This window comes from Aquirufa beregesia (assembly GCF_011090385.1).
In the GTDB taxonomy this organism is placed as follows: domain Bacteria; phylum Bacteroidota; class Bacteroidia; order Cytophagales; family Spirosomataceae; genus Aquirufa; species Aquirufa beregesia.
The window spans coordinates 268786-282406 of sequence record NZ_SEWW01000001.1 but is presented as its reverse complement, the minus strand read 5'-3'; the positions used below and the strand labels follow the sequence as shown (position 1 = coordinate 282406).

Sequence of the window (13621 nt, the reverse complement as noted above, 5' to 3'; positions counted from 1 at the left end):
TTGAAATAATAGTTAAAATTTAAGATTTACACCAAAAGTAAGTACACTTGTCGCTGGAGATACGCTGGTGTTTACCTCACCCCCTCCAACACCTTGCTCACCATCCACATAGGTTTCTGGATCTATACCTTTGTATTTTTGACGGTACTCTGCCAAAATCAGTGGTTGTTGAATACTTGCATACACACGAATACTTTCCATCTTCCACTTTTTAGCTACTGCGTCGGGAATATTGTAACCTATATTGATATTTCTAATTTTAAAGAATGATCCTTCAAAATAGGTTAATGAACTACCATATTTAGGAAATTCTTGAGTTACAACAGGCTGAGGAAACTCATTGGTTGGATTATTAGGAGTCCAAAAATTCAACGATAAGTTATTATAACGACCGGCTAATTGATTCACGTTATCATGAAAACGGCTACGTATCATTTGACCTACCCGGGCAAATACAAAGAATGATAAATCAAAACCTTTGTAAGAAAATCTATTTGTTAAACCAGCGGTAAAAGAAGGAACTGCCGAACCTAAAATTTGACGATCATCGGCATTAATTTTACCATCATTATTAAAGTCCTGAACTTTAATTTGACCCACTTTGTCACCATATTTAGCAGCTTCATCTTTTTCTGAAGTTTGCCAAATGCCTATTTTCTTATAATCAAAAAATACACTTAATGGTTGACCTATAAATCTTCCTGCACCAATGTCATCGACTTTTCCATTGGCTAATTCCACGATAGACTCTCTATTTCGGTTGAAAATCAAATCAGTTGTCCAATTAAATCCACCTTTATCGACATTGACAGATGACAAAGTCAATTCAAGACCTGAGTTTTGAGTCTCTCCTACGTTGGTTGTAAAACCTCCAAAACCAATAGAAGTTGGTAAAGGTTGAGGTGCTAATAAATTCGTCGTATTGGTAACATAATATTCAGCTGTACCGGAAATTCTACCACGAAGGAAACTAAAATCTAAACCTATGTTTTTGGTAGTGGAAGTTTCCCAACGTAAGTCTGGGTTACCAATCGTATTAGGACGATATCCATAAGCGGCAGCGTTATCCCATGCATAAGCCGTTCTACCTAACAAAGCTTGTGTTTGATAAGGATTTATTGCTTGATTACCAATGGCTCCCCAGCTAGCACGTAATTTTAATTGATCAATGGCCGTAATATCCTTAATAAAAGGTTCCTCAGACATATTCCAACCAACAGCCACAGAAGGAAATAATCCAAATTTGGTGTTTGCCCCGAATCGGGAAGACCCATCTGCTCTCAAAGTAGCGGTTATTAAATACTTTTCTTTATAGTCATAATTCAAACGACCCATATAAGAAAGTAAAGTCCATTCAATTAAATCTGTATTAGCTCCTGTAATCTGGCTTGCATCACCTAATCGATGATATGATTCTGATTCTGCAGGAATACCGTTAACAGAAATAGAAGTTCTTTCATCACGATCACGCTGAATAGATTGTAATCCAGTAAAATTGATATTATGAACATCTTTAAATTTGCGGTTGTAAGTAATGACATTTTCTAAAGTCCAATTGAACAAAAATTGTTCACTAATACTTCCATTAGCATTTCCACCACGGTTATTATTTGTAAAAGCACCTATAAATCTACCCGCGCGTCCAATGGTTAAATCTGGTCCAAAATTCACACGATACTTTAAACCTTTAGCAATATTCCACTCGCCATAAAGACTATTAAATGTCCTAAAACGCTTATTCTCATCAATATTAGCACCTGGAACAATTTCAGCAAAAGGGTTAGTTCTTAAGCCATCATTGGTTGGTAGAAATACTAAATTCCCATTGGCATCATATGGCTCTCCCAGTGGATTCTCCTGCATGGCTCCACCTAAAGTATTTAAGTTTTCACCATTACGCAAGCTGTTTACAACCAAGGTAGATAAACCAATTTTGATCTTACTATTGATTTGATGATCTAAGTTTACACGAAATGTATAACGTGTAAAATCCTGCATTTTCACGACACCAATGTCATTAAAGTAATTAGCAGAAATATTGAAAGTAGTTTTATCAGATCCTCCAGAAACTGAAACTTGATGGCTTTGAATAGCACCAGCGCGCAACATCCCTCCTACATAATCCGTACTTCTACCAGTAGCAATACTAGTTAATTCTCGAGGCTCAAATATTTTAGCATCGTCAGCAGCAGTTCCAGCACCAAGTGGATACTGTCCTACGGCACGACGAGATTCACGTTTATATTCAGCAAACTCAGAACCATTCATTACCTGAATTGTTCCTAATTGTTGATTAACACCATAATATGAATCCACCGAAACTATTGTTTTACCAACTTTACCGCGTTTTGTACTAATGATAACAACACCATTCGCTCCCCTAGAACCATAAATAGCAGTAGCAGAAGCATCTTTTAATACCTCCATAGAAGTAATATCAGATGGATTAATATCATCAATACCACCAGATAATGGAATTCCATCTACTACATATAATGGATCATTGGAAGCATTGAACGACCTTCTTCCACGAATACGAATTTGTGGCCCAGCCCCAGGTTTTGAACCAGGTTGTACTACGTCAACTCCCGCAGCTCTACCTTGTAAGGCTTGTCTAGCATTTGTAACGGGTAATTCTGAAATTTCTTTAGCCCCAACGGAAGATATAGCCCCAGTCATTTGACTCTTTTTCTGAGTACCATAACCTACAACAATAACTTCGCTTAAATTGGTATTATCTGCTAAAAGCTTAACATCAATTTGACTTTTGGATCCTACCGTAATTTCCTGAGGTAAATATCCTACTGAAGAAATCAATAAGATGGATGAATTTGATGCAGAAATTTTAAAATTTCCATTGGCATCAGAGGATGTACCTAATTTAGTACCTTTAATTAAAACAGAAACCCCAGGTATGCCTGAACCGTCATCGGCTGAAAGAATCTTTCCACTGATGGAACGTTCCTGAGCAAACAACTGAATCCCTAAAAAAACAAATATCATGCTTAATAGGAACTTTGAAAGTAATTTTTTTCTCATTTGTTCTAAAATATTATGTTAATAAGAATGCAAAGTATTTTGTATTCTACTCCATAATGCCTTGCTCTCATCAGGAGTTAGCTGGACCTTAGGGTTTATAACTTTTCTAGACTGGTTCCAGGGATTACTAGAAAATCTTACTAAAAATTTACCAATGCGATAACGCATTAATCGTTTTAAGTTTCTTTGTGCCTTTCCATTTATATGAATCATTTAAAGTTTTTTTTGTACAATTATTATATAAAGCAATCATACAAATCTTTTTACTCATTTTACCTCAAAAAGCTACATTTTCATACACCATTAACTCTTTCATCTGGCGCAAAGCACCGAAAATTAAATTATACACGGATTGCGGGTTGATTTTCATGGATTGACTGATTTGGTCCGTATCCATATTATGATAAAATTTCAAAGAAATGGCCTCTCTTTGTCTTTTACTTAATTTCAATAAACACTGAGACAATTGTTTATTGGTCGCTAATTCATCTTCCATTCGAATCATCCTATATTCTTGGCTATTATCCCGGTCAGCAGACTCCAAATAATAGTTAGCATGATGCTGGGCATTTTTAAATTGACCATCTAAATGACGCACCAATTTTCGTTTAATGGAAGCCATCAAGTAAAACTTGACGCTCGTCGTTGGCCCAAGGCTAGCATGATTACGCCACAGTTCAACAAATAAATCATGTAAACAATCTTTGATTAATTCCTTATCACTTGTAACCCCCATCGAATAGGAATATAAAGGCTGTACAAAATGCTGATAAAGACAAGTAAAGGCTTGATGGTTTCCACTTCTGAATTGGTCCCAAACTTCCACCTCATTAATGCTTTGTTTCATTGGTATTCTGATTAATTGGACTTTTGTAAGTAGTTTTTAAATTTTACTCCATTTCTTACCTCGAGTGAAACCAATATAGATATACCAATTATAATAATTCAATGAAAATCTTTAATTTTTTTCCGTAAACGTTTCCGTAAACGTTTACAATTTTTGGGTCTAAGGAAAAAGAGAGAAAGTGTATCAAAAAATGAACTAATTAATATTTCTACCAAAAAAAATACCAAAAACTAAAAATTGACTATTTTTAAGTTTTCCAAATAAAATGAATCAACAAATTAAAAAATTAAACACCTTGGATGCCTCTATGCTAGTCATGGGATCCATGATCGGATCGGGTATATTTTTGGTTAGTTCTGAAGTAGCCAGACAAATATCTAGTCCATATATGTGGCTGGGAACATGGATACTAACCAGCTTTTTAACCATTACTGGAGCTTATGCATATGGTAAACTTTCCACCCTATTTCCGCAAACCGGCGGTCAATACATCTATTTAAAAGAGGCCTATTCCCCTATGACAGGGTTCTTGTTTGGCTGGACTACATTTCTCGTTATCCAAACTGGGACGATTGCAGCTGTCGCCGTTGCATTTGCCAAGTATACCGGATTTTTATTCCCCATTTGGATCAATGAAGATGCTATTTTGTTCAATTACATCAATAGTCAGCAAATTTTAGCAGCTGCCTTAATTGCTTTGTTAACCTATTTTAATTTAAAAGGAATTTCGTTTGCCTCATTCATACAAAATCTATTCACTTTTACCAAAATCGGAGCCATCATCGTATTAATCCTAATTGGTTTTTATGTTGGGATACAAAATGATTGGCTACATTTTGAGCATTTTTTTCGGGAAGTCACAACCTATGATGCTTCCACCCAACAATTTCTACCCATTGATACACTCACACTGGCAAGTTTATTTGGCGTGGCTATGATTGGTCCTTTATTCTCATCATCAGCTTGGAATAATGTCACATTTGCCAGTCAAGATTTTGAAGATCCCAAAAAAACAATTGCTAAAGGTTTAGTTTATGGCTCAGCCTTAGTTTGTTTATTATATATACTAACCAACATTGCCTATTTGGGTATTTTGCCTTTAGAAGGGACTCCTGATGGGTCTACAGCCTACGACCGTGGAATTATGTTTGCTAGCCAAGATAGATTGGGATCTGCTGCTCTCCAAAGTGTCTTTGGTACCATAGGTGCTACATTGATGGCTATATTTATTATGGTCTCGACATTTGGTTGTAACAATGGAATTATTTTGGCTGGCGGCCGACTTTTTGAAGCCATGGCACAAGACAAATTATTCTTTTCTAAAGCAGCTCACTTGAACAAAAATGGCGCTCCTTCCTATTCCTTGATTATACAAGGGGTATGGGCCATCCTCCTTTGTTTCTCAGGAGGATACGGGACTTTATTAGATTTTACGGTATTTGCTATTTTACTTTTCTATTTCCTTACCGTGATGTCCTTATACAAGGAAAAGATTTCCAAAGGATTATTAAGTAATACAAACAAACTATTATTTGCTGTTTACTTAATAATCCTAGTAGCCATTGCAGCTAATTTATTATATGTCAAAACATTATCTTCGACCATCGGACTTGGTCTAGTGATTTCTGGAGTACCTTTTTATTATTTAATGAAAAGAAATCAAAGTAAAGATTGACTTCTAAACCATTTGACTAAACTCTCAAACCAATCATCGCTATTGGTTTTATTATTAAGTCCAAAACCATGACCCCCTTTGGCATATACGTGTAAATCACTGGATATATTCAGGTTACTTAATTTCTCAACATATAACAAGGAATTCTTAACAGGTACAGCCTTATCATCGGCTGCATGAACTAAAAACGCTGGAGGTGTTTGAGGGCTCACTTGCTCTTCATTTGAAAACAAATGTAAATCTTCTTCAGACATGTCTGGCCCAATTAAATTCTTGGCTGAGCCTAGATGACCAAAAGATCTAAAGCTAATTACAGGGTATAATAAGATTTGGAAATCAGGACGTAAATTAGCCCCATCATTGATTCCCGTATAATCTTTCGTAAAATGAGTGGCGACACTTGCGGCTAAATGTCCTCCAGCTGAAAAGCCCATTATACCAATTTTTTTAGGGTCAATTCCCCATTCTGTCGCATGTTGACGAGTCACTCGAATGGCTTGCTGAGCATCCTGTAATGGTGCTATTCGCTTATCCACTTGTCGTTTTGCATCAGGCAAACGGTAAAATAAAACCAAAGCATGTATTCCTTTTTCATTAAATTTTTTTGCTATATCAGAACCTTCATGAGATGAGGCTAAAATACCATAACCACCTCCTGGACAAACAATGACACAAGGTTTATTAGCGCCTGATCCAGCAGAATAAAATTGAAAGGTTGGTATACTTACTTTGGCAATGCGTGAAATACCGTTGGTAACAGCTACATTTTGTTCATTGGGACCTTCAATGTAATTAGGGACTGCTCCCGGATATAGTGCTTGGGGACCTTGAGCCATTAGACAAAAAGATAGGTTTACAATAGAAAAAAGAGTCAATAGGATTTTTTTCATGACTTAATAACAGGTTTAGTTTTATCGGTGGTAATTAAAACAACTGCCAATAGTATGAAAAAACTGGCAAATAATAAAATAGGGTGCAATTCTTCATCTAAAACTAGATTCCCTAAAATCAAGGCTACAACTGGATTTACATAGGTATAGGTAGCTACTAAAGTCGCATCACATTCTTTTGACAAATAACCAAACAAAGAAAAACCTGCCATGGAGCCAATTAATGTTAAATAGGCAAAAATAGACCACGCAGACAAAGGAACTGCCTCAAAATGCAATAAGGCCCAATCTCCTTTAATTGAACTAATGAAAATCAATGGAATACTCCCCGAAATCATTTGAATGGCACAAACTTGCGTAAAATGATAGGAGTTAGCCTTGGTAGATTGTACCCGAAATACAGCAATATTCCAAGCTATAACAGCGCCTAATAATAGTAAAATACCTGAAAAGAACTCATCAGCCTTACCAGGAATGGATAAACCTTTTTGAGAACTCATTAGTAAGATACCAACCAAGCCTAATAGTGTAGCTACTATTTTTTTCAAACTTGGCTTCACTCCTTCTAGCCAGAAGAATATTACCAAAATCAATGGCCCTAAAGCCATAAATACCGCCGAAAAACCAGAAGGAACAATAGCACTAGCCACTGCTAAAGAAGCATTATTGACCGTGATAAATAGTAATCCTGCCATGATGTGAACCCGTACATGTTTTATGGGCATTTTCACCCAATACCCACCTATAATGGACCAACTTAATAACAATAACCCAGCCGTAATATTTCTTCCATAAGAAATAAACAAAGGGGGGAAATAGGCCACCAATATTCGAACACTAAGAAATGTGGAACCCCATATAAGATAAAGTAAGCCTAATGCTATCAGATTAGGTAAACTTAATGAACCCTTTTTTAACATATTATTGTAATAAATCTGGTCTACGTTCCAGAGTACGCTTTACTGACTGCTCGTGTCTCCAAGCTTCAATTTTCTTTTCATGACCCGAAAGTAATACTTCTGGTACATCCATTCCTTTGAAACTCGCAGGTCGAGTATAAACTGGTGGGGCTAATAATCCATCTTGAAACGAATCTGTTAGTGCTGAACTCTCATCACCTATCGCACCAGGAATCAGTCGAATGATCGCATCGGCACAAACTGCAGCAGCTATTTCTCCTCCAGATAACACATAATCGCCAATGGATATTTCATGAGTGACGTATTTTTCTCGAATTCTTTCATCGATACCCTTGTAGTGCCCACAAATGAATAGAATATTTTCTGACAAACTCAATTGGTTCGCTAAACCCTGATGAAAAGTTTGACCATCTGGTGTCAGAAATATAATATCTTGGTAGGTTCTTTCCGCTATTAAATGATCTAAACAAGTAGAAAGAGGCTCTACCGCAATCACCATCCCTGCTCCTCCACCAAATGGATAATCGTCCACTTGTCTAAATTTCTTAGAGGAATAATCATGCAAATCGTGCAAATGTATGGTCACTAAACCAGCTTGACTAGCTCTTTTACATATAGAATGTTCAAAGAAACTTTGCATGAGGGCTGGAACCACCGAAATGATATCAATTCGCATCATCTAAATAAACTTCTAAAAGGCCGTCGGGTATAATACTGTGAATCACTTGATTCTTCTTGTCTACTTTAGGTATAATTTCATCCATTAAAGGAATTAAAACTTCCTTGGATTGATAACTCATAACCAAAACATCTTGGGCTCCTGTAGAATACACTTCTTTAACTGTTCCTAGGGCACCGTGATTTTTATCTACCACTTGATATCCCACAATTTCGTGATAATAAAATTGATTCTCCTTTAATTTAGGCAACATAGAAACGGGTAAAAATAACTTGACTCCTACTAATTCTTTGGCAGCATCCAAGGTATCAATCCCCTCCAAACACATCAAATTCAGGTTGGATCTAATTTGTAAATCGGTGATAAAATAAGGAACCATTTCATTTCCTAATTGTAGGAATACAGCATCTAAATCCTCGTATTCTTCTGGATCATCCACATCTAAATACACGTGAAAAGCACCTTTGATACCATGAGGTTTAGAAAGTGTCCCTAATTCAAAATATTCTGTTGCTGCCATAGGTACAAAAAAAAATCATACAAATCTGAATATCAAATTTGTATGATTTTAAATGAATTTAAAAATTATTCTGCAGCAGGAGCTTCTGCTTCTGGAGCAGCTTCTTCTGTCGCTGGCGCTTCTGGAGCAGCTTCTTCTGTCGCTGGCGCTTCTTCAGCAGCAGGAGTTTCTTCTGCAACTACTTCAACTACAACAGTTTCTTCTACTTCTACTTCTTCAGCTGCATCATCATCACTTTCATTAATAGCTTCTACTACACTTGCTACTAAAGCTTCTTCTTCTACTTTGTTTTTCGCTGCAATAACTTCAGCACGAGCGGCAGAAACCTTAGCTTCAGCTGCTAAACGTGTAGCCTTAGACTTATCTTTAGAATCTTGTATGTTAGTCGAATTCGTTTGAATCTTAGTCTCTTTTTCTGCTTTCCAAGCTTCAAACTTAGCGTCTGCTTGCTCTTGTGTAATAGCACCTTTGATCACACCTACTTGTAAGTGTTTCTTGTATAAAATACCACGGTAAGACAAAATTGCTTTCGCTGTATCCGTAGGTTGAGCTCCATTCATCACCCATTTAAGTGCTTGTGCATCGTTCAAGACGATAGTAGCAGGATTTGAATTTGGGTTATACGTACCAATTTTCTCAATAAAACGACCGTCGCGAGGTGCACGAGCATCTGCTACAACTAAGTCAAAAATTGCCAATTTCTTGCGTCCACGACGCGCTAGTCTGATTTTAACAGCCATTATTTGTTGGGTTATGAGGGATCTCGTCCCTCGAGTTTATAAAAATGTTTGCGAAATTAATGATTTTGGAGAGAATTTCCAAGTAAAAGAAATAGAGAAAATAAATCTGTAAGCCGAATTCTGTAAGCTGTAAAGCCTTCTTATCATTTATCTTGGATGAACATCACTGTTCACCTCTAGCAATCTACCCGCTGACATCGGACGAGCAACCCTTTTGTCTTTCGACAGCCAGCCTATTTGATCTTGCAACACGTGAGGTTTACCTATGCCTATTTTGTCACCAAAATAGCGGTGAGCTCTTACCTCGCCTTTTCACCCTTACCCCGAAAGGCGGTTATTTTCTGTGGCACTATCTGTAAAATTACGAATAATCTCCCTTCCCGTTAGGAAGCACGATGCTCTATGTTGTTCGGACTTTCCTCTTTAAAAAAGCGATAAGACGATTTATTTTCTCTGGCGCAAAGGTAGTATTTATTTCCTTATCAACCATTTACCCTGAATTTTGCCCAAAACATTCAAGACCTCCAGATTCCATTGCAAACTATCCAAACGGATATTCATATCAGAATCAATCAACCCACTATTCATCCACTTAGAGCGATCAATAAACAACATAGGGTCAATATTGAATTGATTTAAATTCCGCTCCAATCTATTAACAACCTGTTTCTTAAATAGATTGGATGGAAAACTCAATCCAGATAATTCCTTTGATACCAAACGAATACTCAGTTTATTATCTTCCAGTAAAACGGGAATAAAGTCAAAACTAAAAGAACTAGCCTTTCCCTTGTATCCTAAAATAGTACAATGTATCCACCTCGTATCCGTCGTCTGCAAAGTCAACGTTAAATTTGGTTGCTTGGCTCCTTTTCTCATTTGTGTTTCTACCAAAGACCGAAGATACTCCCAACTTAATTGAACAGAAAAAGGTGCTCCTGATTCAGTCACCGAAGGTACAGTCGATATCAATTTGAGAGCATTCTTTTGAAGTACCCGATTGTCAAACACATTCGTAAACTCCAACGAAGAGTTGACATAAGCTGTTCCACGTACACTATTGGTTCCCAAAACAACATGATCCAAGGCAATTTGACTAACGGTAGGATGCAACATAAAATCTGCTACAGGCATACTATGAATAGTCGAATTAAGCATTTTTTCCAAATGGGTAACTTGAAGCGATTGATTGATTTGGGCAGATAATTGACTTACCAATTGCTCTTGTTTACTTGCCAACAGTCGGTCTATCACCGAGGAAACATTTACCCCAAATCCTGCTACTCGTAAACTAGGTTTTTCTTTCCATTGATAGGAATATTTAATTTGCTGTACAGATAGCGCACTAATAGGCTTAGAAACAATATCCGCTTGTACGGTTAAGTCCATTTGCCCATTCACTTTCCCAGCAGAAAAGCCAGCCAAACTAGGCTCTGCAGTAAAACTAATCGGTAATTTTAAGGACAAAGTCCGATCATTATTTCCTTGGATTTTCGCCGCATTCAACAAATTTACTTGCAAAGGAAAACCAACTATTGATGTATTCGAACCTGTTTGAAACATTGTTTTACCAGGGCGCAATTGTAACCATTTTTGCAAAGTATCATAACTGAATTCAAAGTCTACTTCGGTAAAGCTAGGCTTTAATTGGTTAAATTTCTCTTGGTAAATAGCTGGTTTTGACGGTAAAAGAGTCGCTTTTCGACAAGAAAAGCCTAAGAAAGCTAGCAGCAATAGTAAAAAATACCTCATAATTGATTTAATCTTTTCCGAATAATCCATTCCAATCCCAATATCACCAGCATCAAAGCCCCAAAATAAGGCCATTCCCATAGATTTATTTCTTTGATGTTAACTTCTTTACTAAGCTCATTATTATCCATAATAAGTTTTTTAATTTCGGAAGCTTCCAAAATATCAACACCTTCCCGATGAGCTAGTACCTGTAAAGTAGCATTATTTCGACCTATAATCTTTTCAGGGTTGGAATCTTGAACAGTAAACTCACCATTAAATTCCATTTCTTTACCTTGATAGGTCAACTTAGCTTGATACTGGTATTTACCAGGCTTAGTAGGCCTGAAATTCATAATCTGATGAGCTTCACTCAAAGTGCGATCATATTGAATGAGTGAATTGGTACCTGAAATCTTCCAATGTACCCGTATTTTTTTCGCAGCCAAAATATCTGGATTCAATTGTCTTACTTCAAAAACTACATCTTCCCCCATCGAAATCTGAGGCTTAGCTAATTCGATGGAAACTACATCATCCACTTGCCGTAAAAAACTCACTTTAAACATTTCATGCAAACTAGAATCCAATAGATGAAAAGAACCAGAGCTTTTCATTTCAGCCATTTGTTCTTTCCAAAGTGCTGCATTAGTACTCAATAGACTAGTTCTTAGCTCTGTATTTTTATTCCAGATACTGGGAAAATAGTTCCCTAAATTGGCTAATTCTTCAAATTGAGGCCAATCCTTCTTTATTTCAACTGGAATATTCATATACCATACGGACTTATCTTTGGGTAATTCTTTAGGTAAAATCCCGTAAAATAGATAATTCTCTGAGCTAGGTAATTCCGTTATGGATGAAACAAAATTCCAATGCAGATTAATTTTAGCTTCTTCAGCAACTCGATTAATAACGCCCAAATTGGGATTAGGAGTTACTGCAAAGGCCTCAACTTTTGCCTGAAAATCTTGTATAACCCAAGTAAACCCTTGACTCAACAATGGATCATTTTCCATTTGAATCCGGATGGCGTGTTTCCCAATTTTATTTTCAACAAGCCCTAAATCAACTTGTTGAAAATCTTTCCATCTAGATTCTGGCGCTCTCAACGTCTGAAACAATTTGCCATCCTTAAACACTTGAATATCGAGGGCGTTTTGCGCTTGATTAAGGTTAGACCAAACATAAATCGGAACATGAATGCGCTCTCCAGGCACAGAGAATAATGTCTTTGTGGGGAAATTTATACCTATTTTTTGTTGAGATATTACCTTCCCAAAAGGAATCAAATGAATTTTAGGGCCACGATGTACTGGAATTTCCAAATCACTTAATTGGGCATCCGTCACAAAAAACACATGCGATAAATGATAATTCTTACTTTCTTTTCTAATCCATTCTTGCACCTTCCCCCAGGATGACATGGCTCCCTTAGGAGTAATTTCCTGTATGGTTGAACCTGCTTGATTTAATCCTAGGACTTTTAGCTCAATGGATTGACTATTGATTATTCCTAAATCATCAAATACCTTTTCAATAAAATGAGTAAACGATGGCTGATTCATAGATTGAGAATCATCAATGATCAAAAGAACTTTCGGAGGATGATTATTCGACTCCTCCATGGGAATTTTCCAAGGAATAAAACAAAGAACAATTCCTACAAGAAATATCCCCCTCAGAAAAGCCTGTAAACTAATAATGAGTCGATGGTTATGATTTCTATGCTGAAACCAATAATAACCGAGTCCTGTAAAAAAAGCTAAGCCCAATCCCGCCCAAAGGGGAACTGAGCTTAGCCATAAATTCAAGAGAATTGGATGCATTAGGTTAATAGGCCCCCATCAACTTGTAATACTTGACCAGTTACATAAGAAGATAATTCAGAGCCTAAAAATAAGCATACATTAGCTACTTCTTCTGCTTGTCCTCCTCTTTTCAATGGGATAGCCTTAGTCCATTCATCTACAGTAGCTTCATTGAGCTCTCCAGTCATTTCTGTTTCGATAAACCCTGGAGCTATGGCATTACAGCGAATGTTTCTTGATCCTAATTCCAAGGCCACTGATTTGGTAAAACCAATAATTCCTGCTTTTGACGCTGAATAATTGGCTTGTCCTGCATTACCTTTAATACCTACTATAGAAGTTAAATTGATGATGGAACCCGACTTAGCTTTCATCATTGGCTTGATGACCGCCTTTGTCAAATTGAAAACAGATTTTAAATTTACCCGAATCACTTCATCCCATTGTTCCTCGCTCATACGCATCAACAAACCATCACGTGTAATTCCCGCATTGTTTATTAATACATCAATAGAGCCAAAATCTTCTAAAACGGAATTAACTAACTCTTCCGATTCTGCATATTGAGATGCATCTGACCGATAACCTTTAGCACGAATACCAAAAGCGGCCAATTCCTTTTCAAGCGCCTCTCCTTTCTCCACAGAAGACAAATAGGTAAAGGCTACATTAGCACCAGATTTAGCAAATGAGGTAGCAATAGCACGACCAATTCCTCTAGATGCCCCTGTAACTAATACAACCTTGTTTTCAACTAATTTCATAC

11 protein-coding genes and 1 other RNA gene are annotated in these 13621 nt (G+C 36.8%); 1 reads left to right on the top strand and 11 read right to left on the bottom strand.

The genetic code is table 11. The features are described 5' to 3' along the window. Positions 1 to 12: 12 nt before the first annotated feature. Together EWU23_RS01180 and EWU23_RS01175 are read right to left on the bottom strand one after the other, a co-directional pair. Positions 13 to 3003, bottom strand: a complete 2991-nt coding sequence (locus EWU23_RS01180) for a SusC/RagA family TonB-linked outer membrane protein (protein WP_235942125.1) — start codon at positions 3001 to 3003, stop codon at positions 13 to 15. A gap of 313 nt (positions 3004 to 3316) precedes the next feature. After that, the gene (locus EWU23_RS01175; RefSeq protein ID WP_166227982.1) at positions 3317 to 3886 is read right to left on the bottom strand and encodes an RNA polymerase sigma factor; all 570 of its coding nucleotides are present in this window, start codon (positions 3884 to 3886) and stop codon (positions 3317 to 3319) included. A gap of 265 nt (positions 3887 to 4151) precedes the next feature. Here EWU23_RS01175 and EWU23_RS01170 point away from each other — a divergent pair, with 265 nt between their 5' ends. Then, a complete protein-coding gene (locus EWU23_RS01170) occupies positions 4152 to 5561 on the top strand; it encodes an APC family permease (protein ID WP_166227980.1) in 1410 nt (469 codons plus the stop codon). On the opposite strand, the gene EWU23_RS01165 is transcribed toward EWU23_RS01170, so the two are convergent. The 9 genes from EWU23_RS01165 to fabG form a co-directional block, all read right to left on the bottom strand. Then, a complete protein-coding gene (locus tag EWU23_RS01165) occupies positions 5546 to 6397 on the bottom strand; it encodes an alpha/beta hydrolase (protein WP_205753046.1) in 852 nt (283 codons plus the stop codon). The two genes, EWU23_RS01170 and EWU23_RS01165, sit on opposite strands and share 16 nt — an antisense overlap. Before the next feature lie 50 nt (positions 6398 to 6447). Then, positions 6448 to 7371 carry an EamA family transporter gene (locus tag EWU23_RS01160; RefSeq protein WP_166227976.1) on the bottom strand — a complete coding sequence of 308 codons (924 nt, stop codon included), beginning with the start codon at positions 7369 to 7371 and terminating at the stop codon, positions 6448 to 6450. A gap of 1 nt (position 7372) precedes the next feature. Beyond that, on the bottom strand, positions 7373 to 8047 hold the full coding sequence (trmD, locus tag EWU23_RS01155) for a tRNA (guanosine(37)-N1)-methyltransferase TrmD (RefSeq protein ID WP_166228997.1): 675 nt from the start codon (positions 8045 to 8047) through the stop codon (positions 7373 to 7375). After that, a complete protein-coding gene (gene rimM, locus EWU23_RS01150; RefSeq protein WP_166227974.1) occupies positions 8037 to 8570 on the bottom strand; it encodes a ribosome maturation factor RimM in 534 nt (177 codons plus the stop codon). The genes trmD and rimM overlap by 11 nt, the downstream gene beginning before the upstream one ends. 65 nt (positions 8571 to 8635) lie before the next feature. Continuing rightward, complete coding sequence (locus EWU23_RS01145; RefSeq protein WP_166227972.1) at positions 8636 to 9310, bottom strand: 30S ribosomal protein S16; 675 nt, start codon at positions 9308 to 9310, stop codon at positions 8636 to 8638. A gap of 93 nt (positions 9311 to 9403) precedes the next feature. Beyond that, positions 9404 to 9761: RNase P RNA component class A (gene rnpB / locus EWU23_RS01140), an RNA gene on the bottom strand. Positions 9762 to 9781: 20 nt separating this feature from the next. Further along, positions 9782 to 11137 (bottom strand): DUF4403 family protein, encoded by a 1356-nt coding sequence (locus tag EWU23_RS01135; protein ID WP_166227970.1) that lies wholly within the window; start codon positions 11135 to 11137, stop codon positions 9782 to 9784. Next, positions 11059 to 12873 carry a hypothetical protein gene (locus EWU23_RS01130; protein ID WP_166227968.1) on the bottom strand — a complete coding sequence of 605 codons (1815 nt, stop codon included), beginning with the start codon at positions 12871 to 12873 and terminating at the stop codon, positions 11059 to 11061. Before EWU23_RS01130 ends, EWU23_RS01135 begins: the two co-directional genes overlap by 79 nt. After that, positions 12873 to 13619, bottom strand: coding sequence for a 3-oxoacyl-[acyl-carrier-protein] reductase (gene fabG / locus EWU23_RS01125; RefSeq protein WP_166227966.1), 747 nt, complete (start codon positions 13617 to 13619; stop codon positions 12873 to 12875). The genes EWU23_RS01130 and fabG overlap by 1 nt, the downstream gene beginning before the upstream one ends. Positions 13620 to 13621 lie beyond the last annotated feature (2 nt).

Excerpts from the sequence above, each read along its gene's own strand:
- EWU23_RS01180 (WP_235942125.1), bottom strand. The coding sequence starts at position 3,003 with ATGATATTTGTTTTTTTAGGGATTCAGTTGTTTGCTCAGGAACGTTCC.
- EWU23_RS01175 (WP_166227982.1), bottom strand. The coding sequence starts at position 3,886 with ATGAAACAAAGCATTAATGAGGTGGAAGTTTGGGACCAATTCAGAAGT.
- EWU23_RS01170 (WP_166227980.1), top strand. The coding sequence starts at position 4,152 with ATGAATCAACAAATTAAAAAATTAAACACCTTGGATGCCTCTATGCTA.
- EWU23_RS01165 (WP_205753046.1), bottom strand. The coding sequence starts at position 6,397 with ATGGCTCAAGGTCCCCAAGCACTATATCCGGGAGCAGTCCCTAATTAC.
- EWU23_RS01160 (WP_166227976.1), bottom strand. The coding sequence starts at position 7,371 with ATGTTAAAAAAGGGTTCATTAAGTTTACCTAATCTGATAGCATTAGGC.
- trmD (WP_166228997.1), bottom strand. The coding sequence starts at position 8,047 with ATGCGAATTGATATCATTTCGGTGGTTCCAGCCCTCATGCAAAGTTTC.
- rimM (WP_166227974.1), bottom strand. The coding sequence starts at position 8,570 with ATGGCAGCAACAGAATATTTTGAATTAGGGACACTTTCTAAACCTCAT.
- EWU23_RS01145 (WP_166227972.1), bottom strand. The coding sequence starts at position 9,310 with ATGGCTGTTAAAATCAGACTAGCGCGTCGTGGACGCAAGAAATTGGCA.
- EWU23_RS01135 (WP_166227970.1), bottom strand. The coding sequence starts at position 11,137 with ATGGCCTTATTTTGGGGCTTTGATGCTGGTGATATTGGGATTGGAATG.
- EWU23_RS01130 (WP_166227968.1), bottom strand. The coding sequence starts at position 12,873 with ATGCATCCAATTCTCTTGAATTTATGGCTAAGCTCAGTTCCCCTTTGG.
- fabG (WP_166227966.1), bottom strand. The coding sequence starts at position 13,619 with ATGAAATTAGTTGAAAACAAGGTTGTATTAGTTACAGGGGCATCTAGA.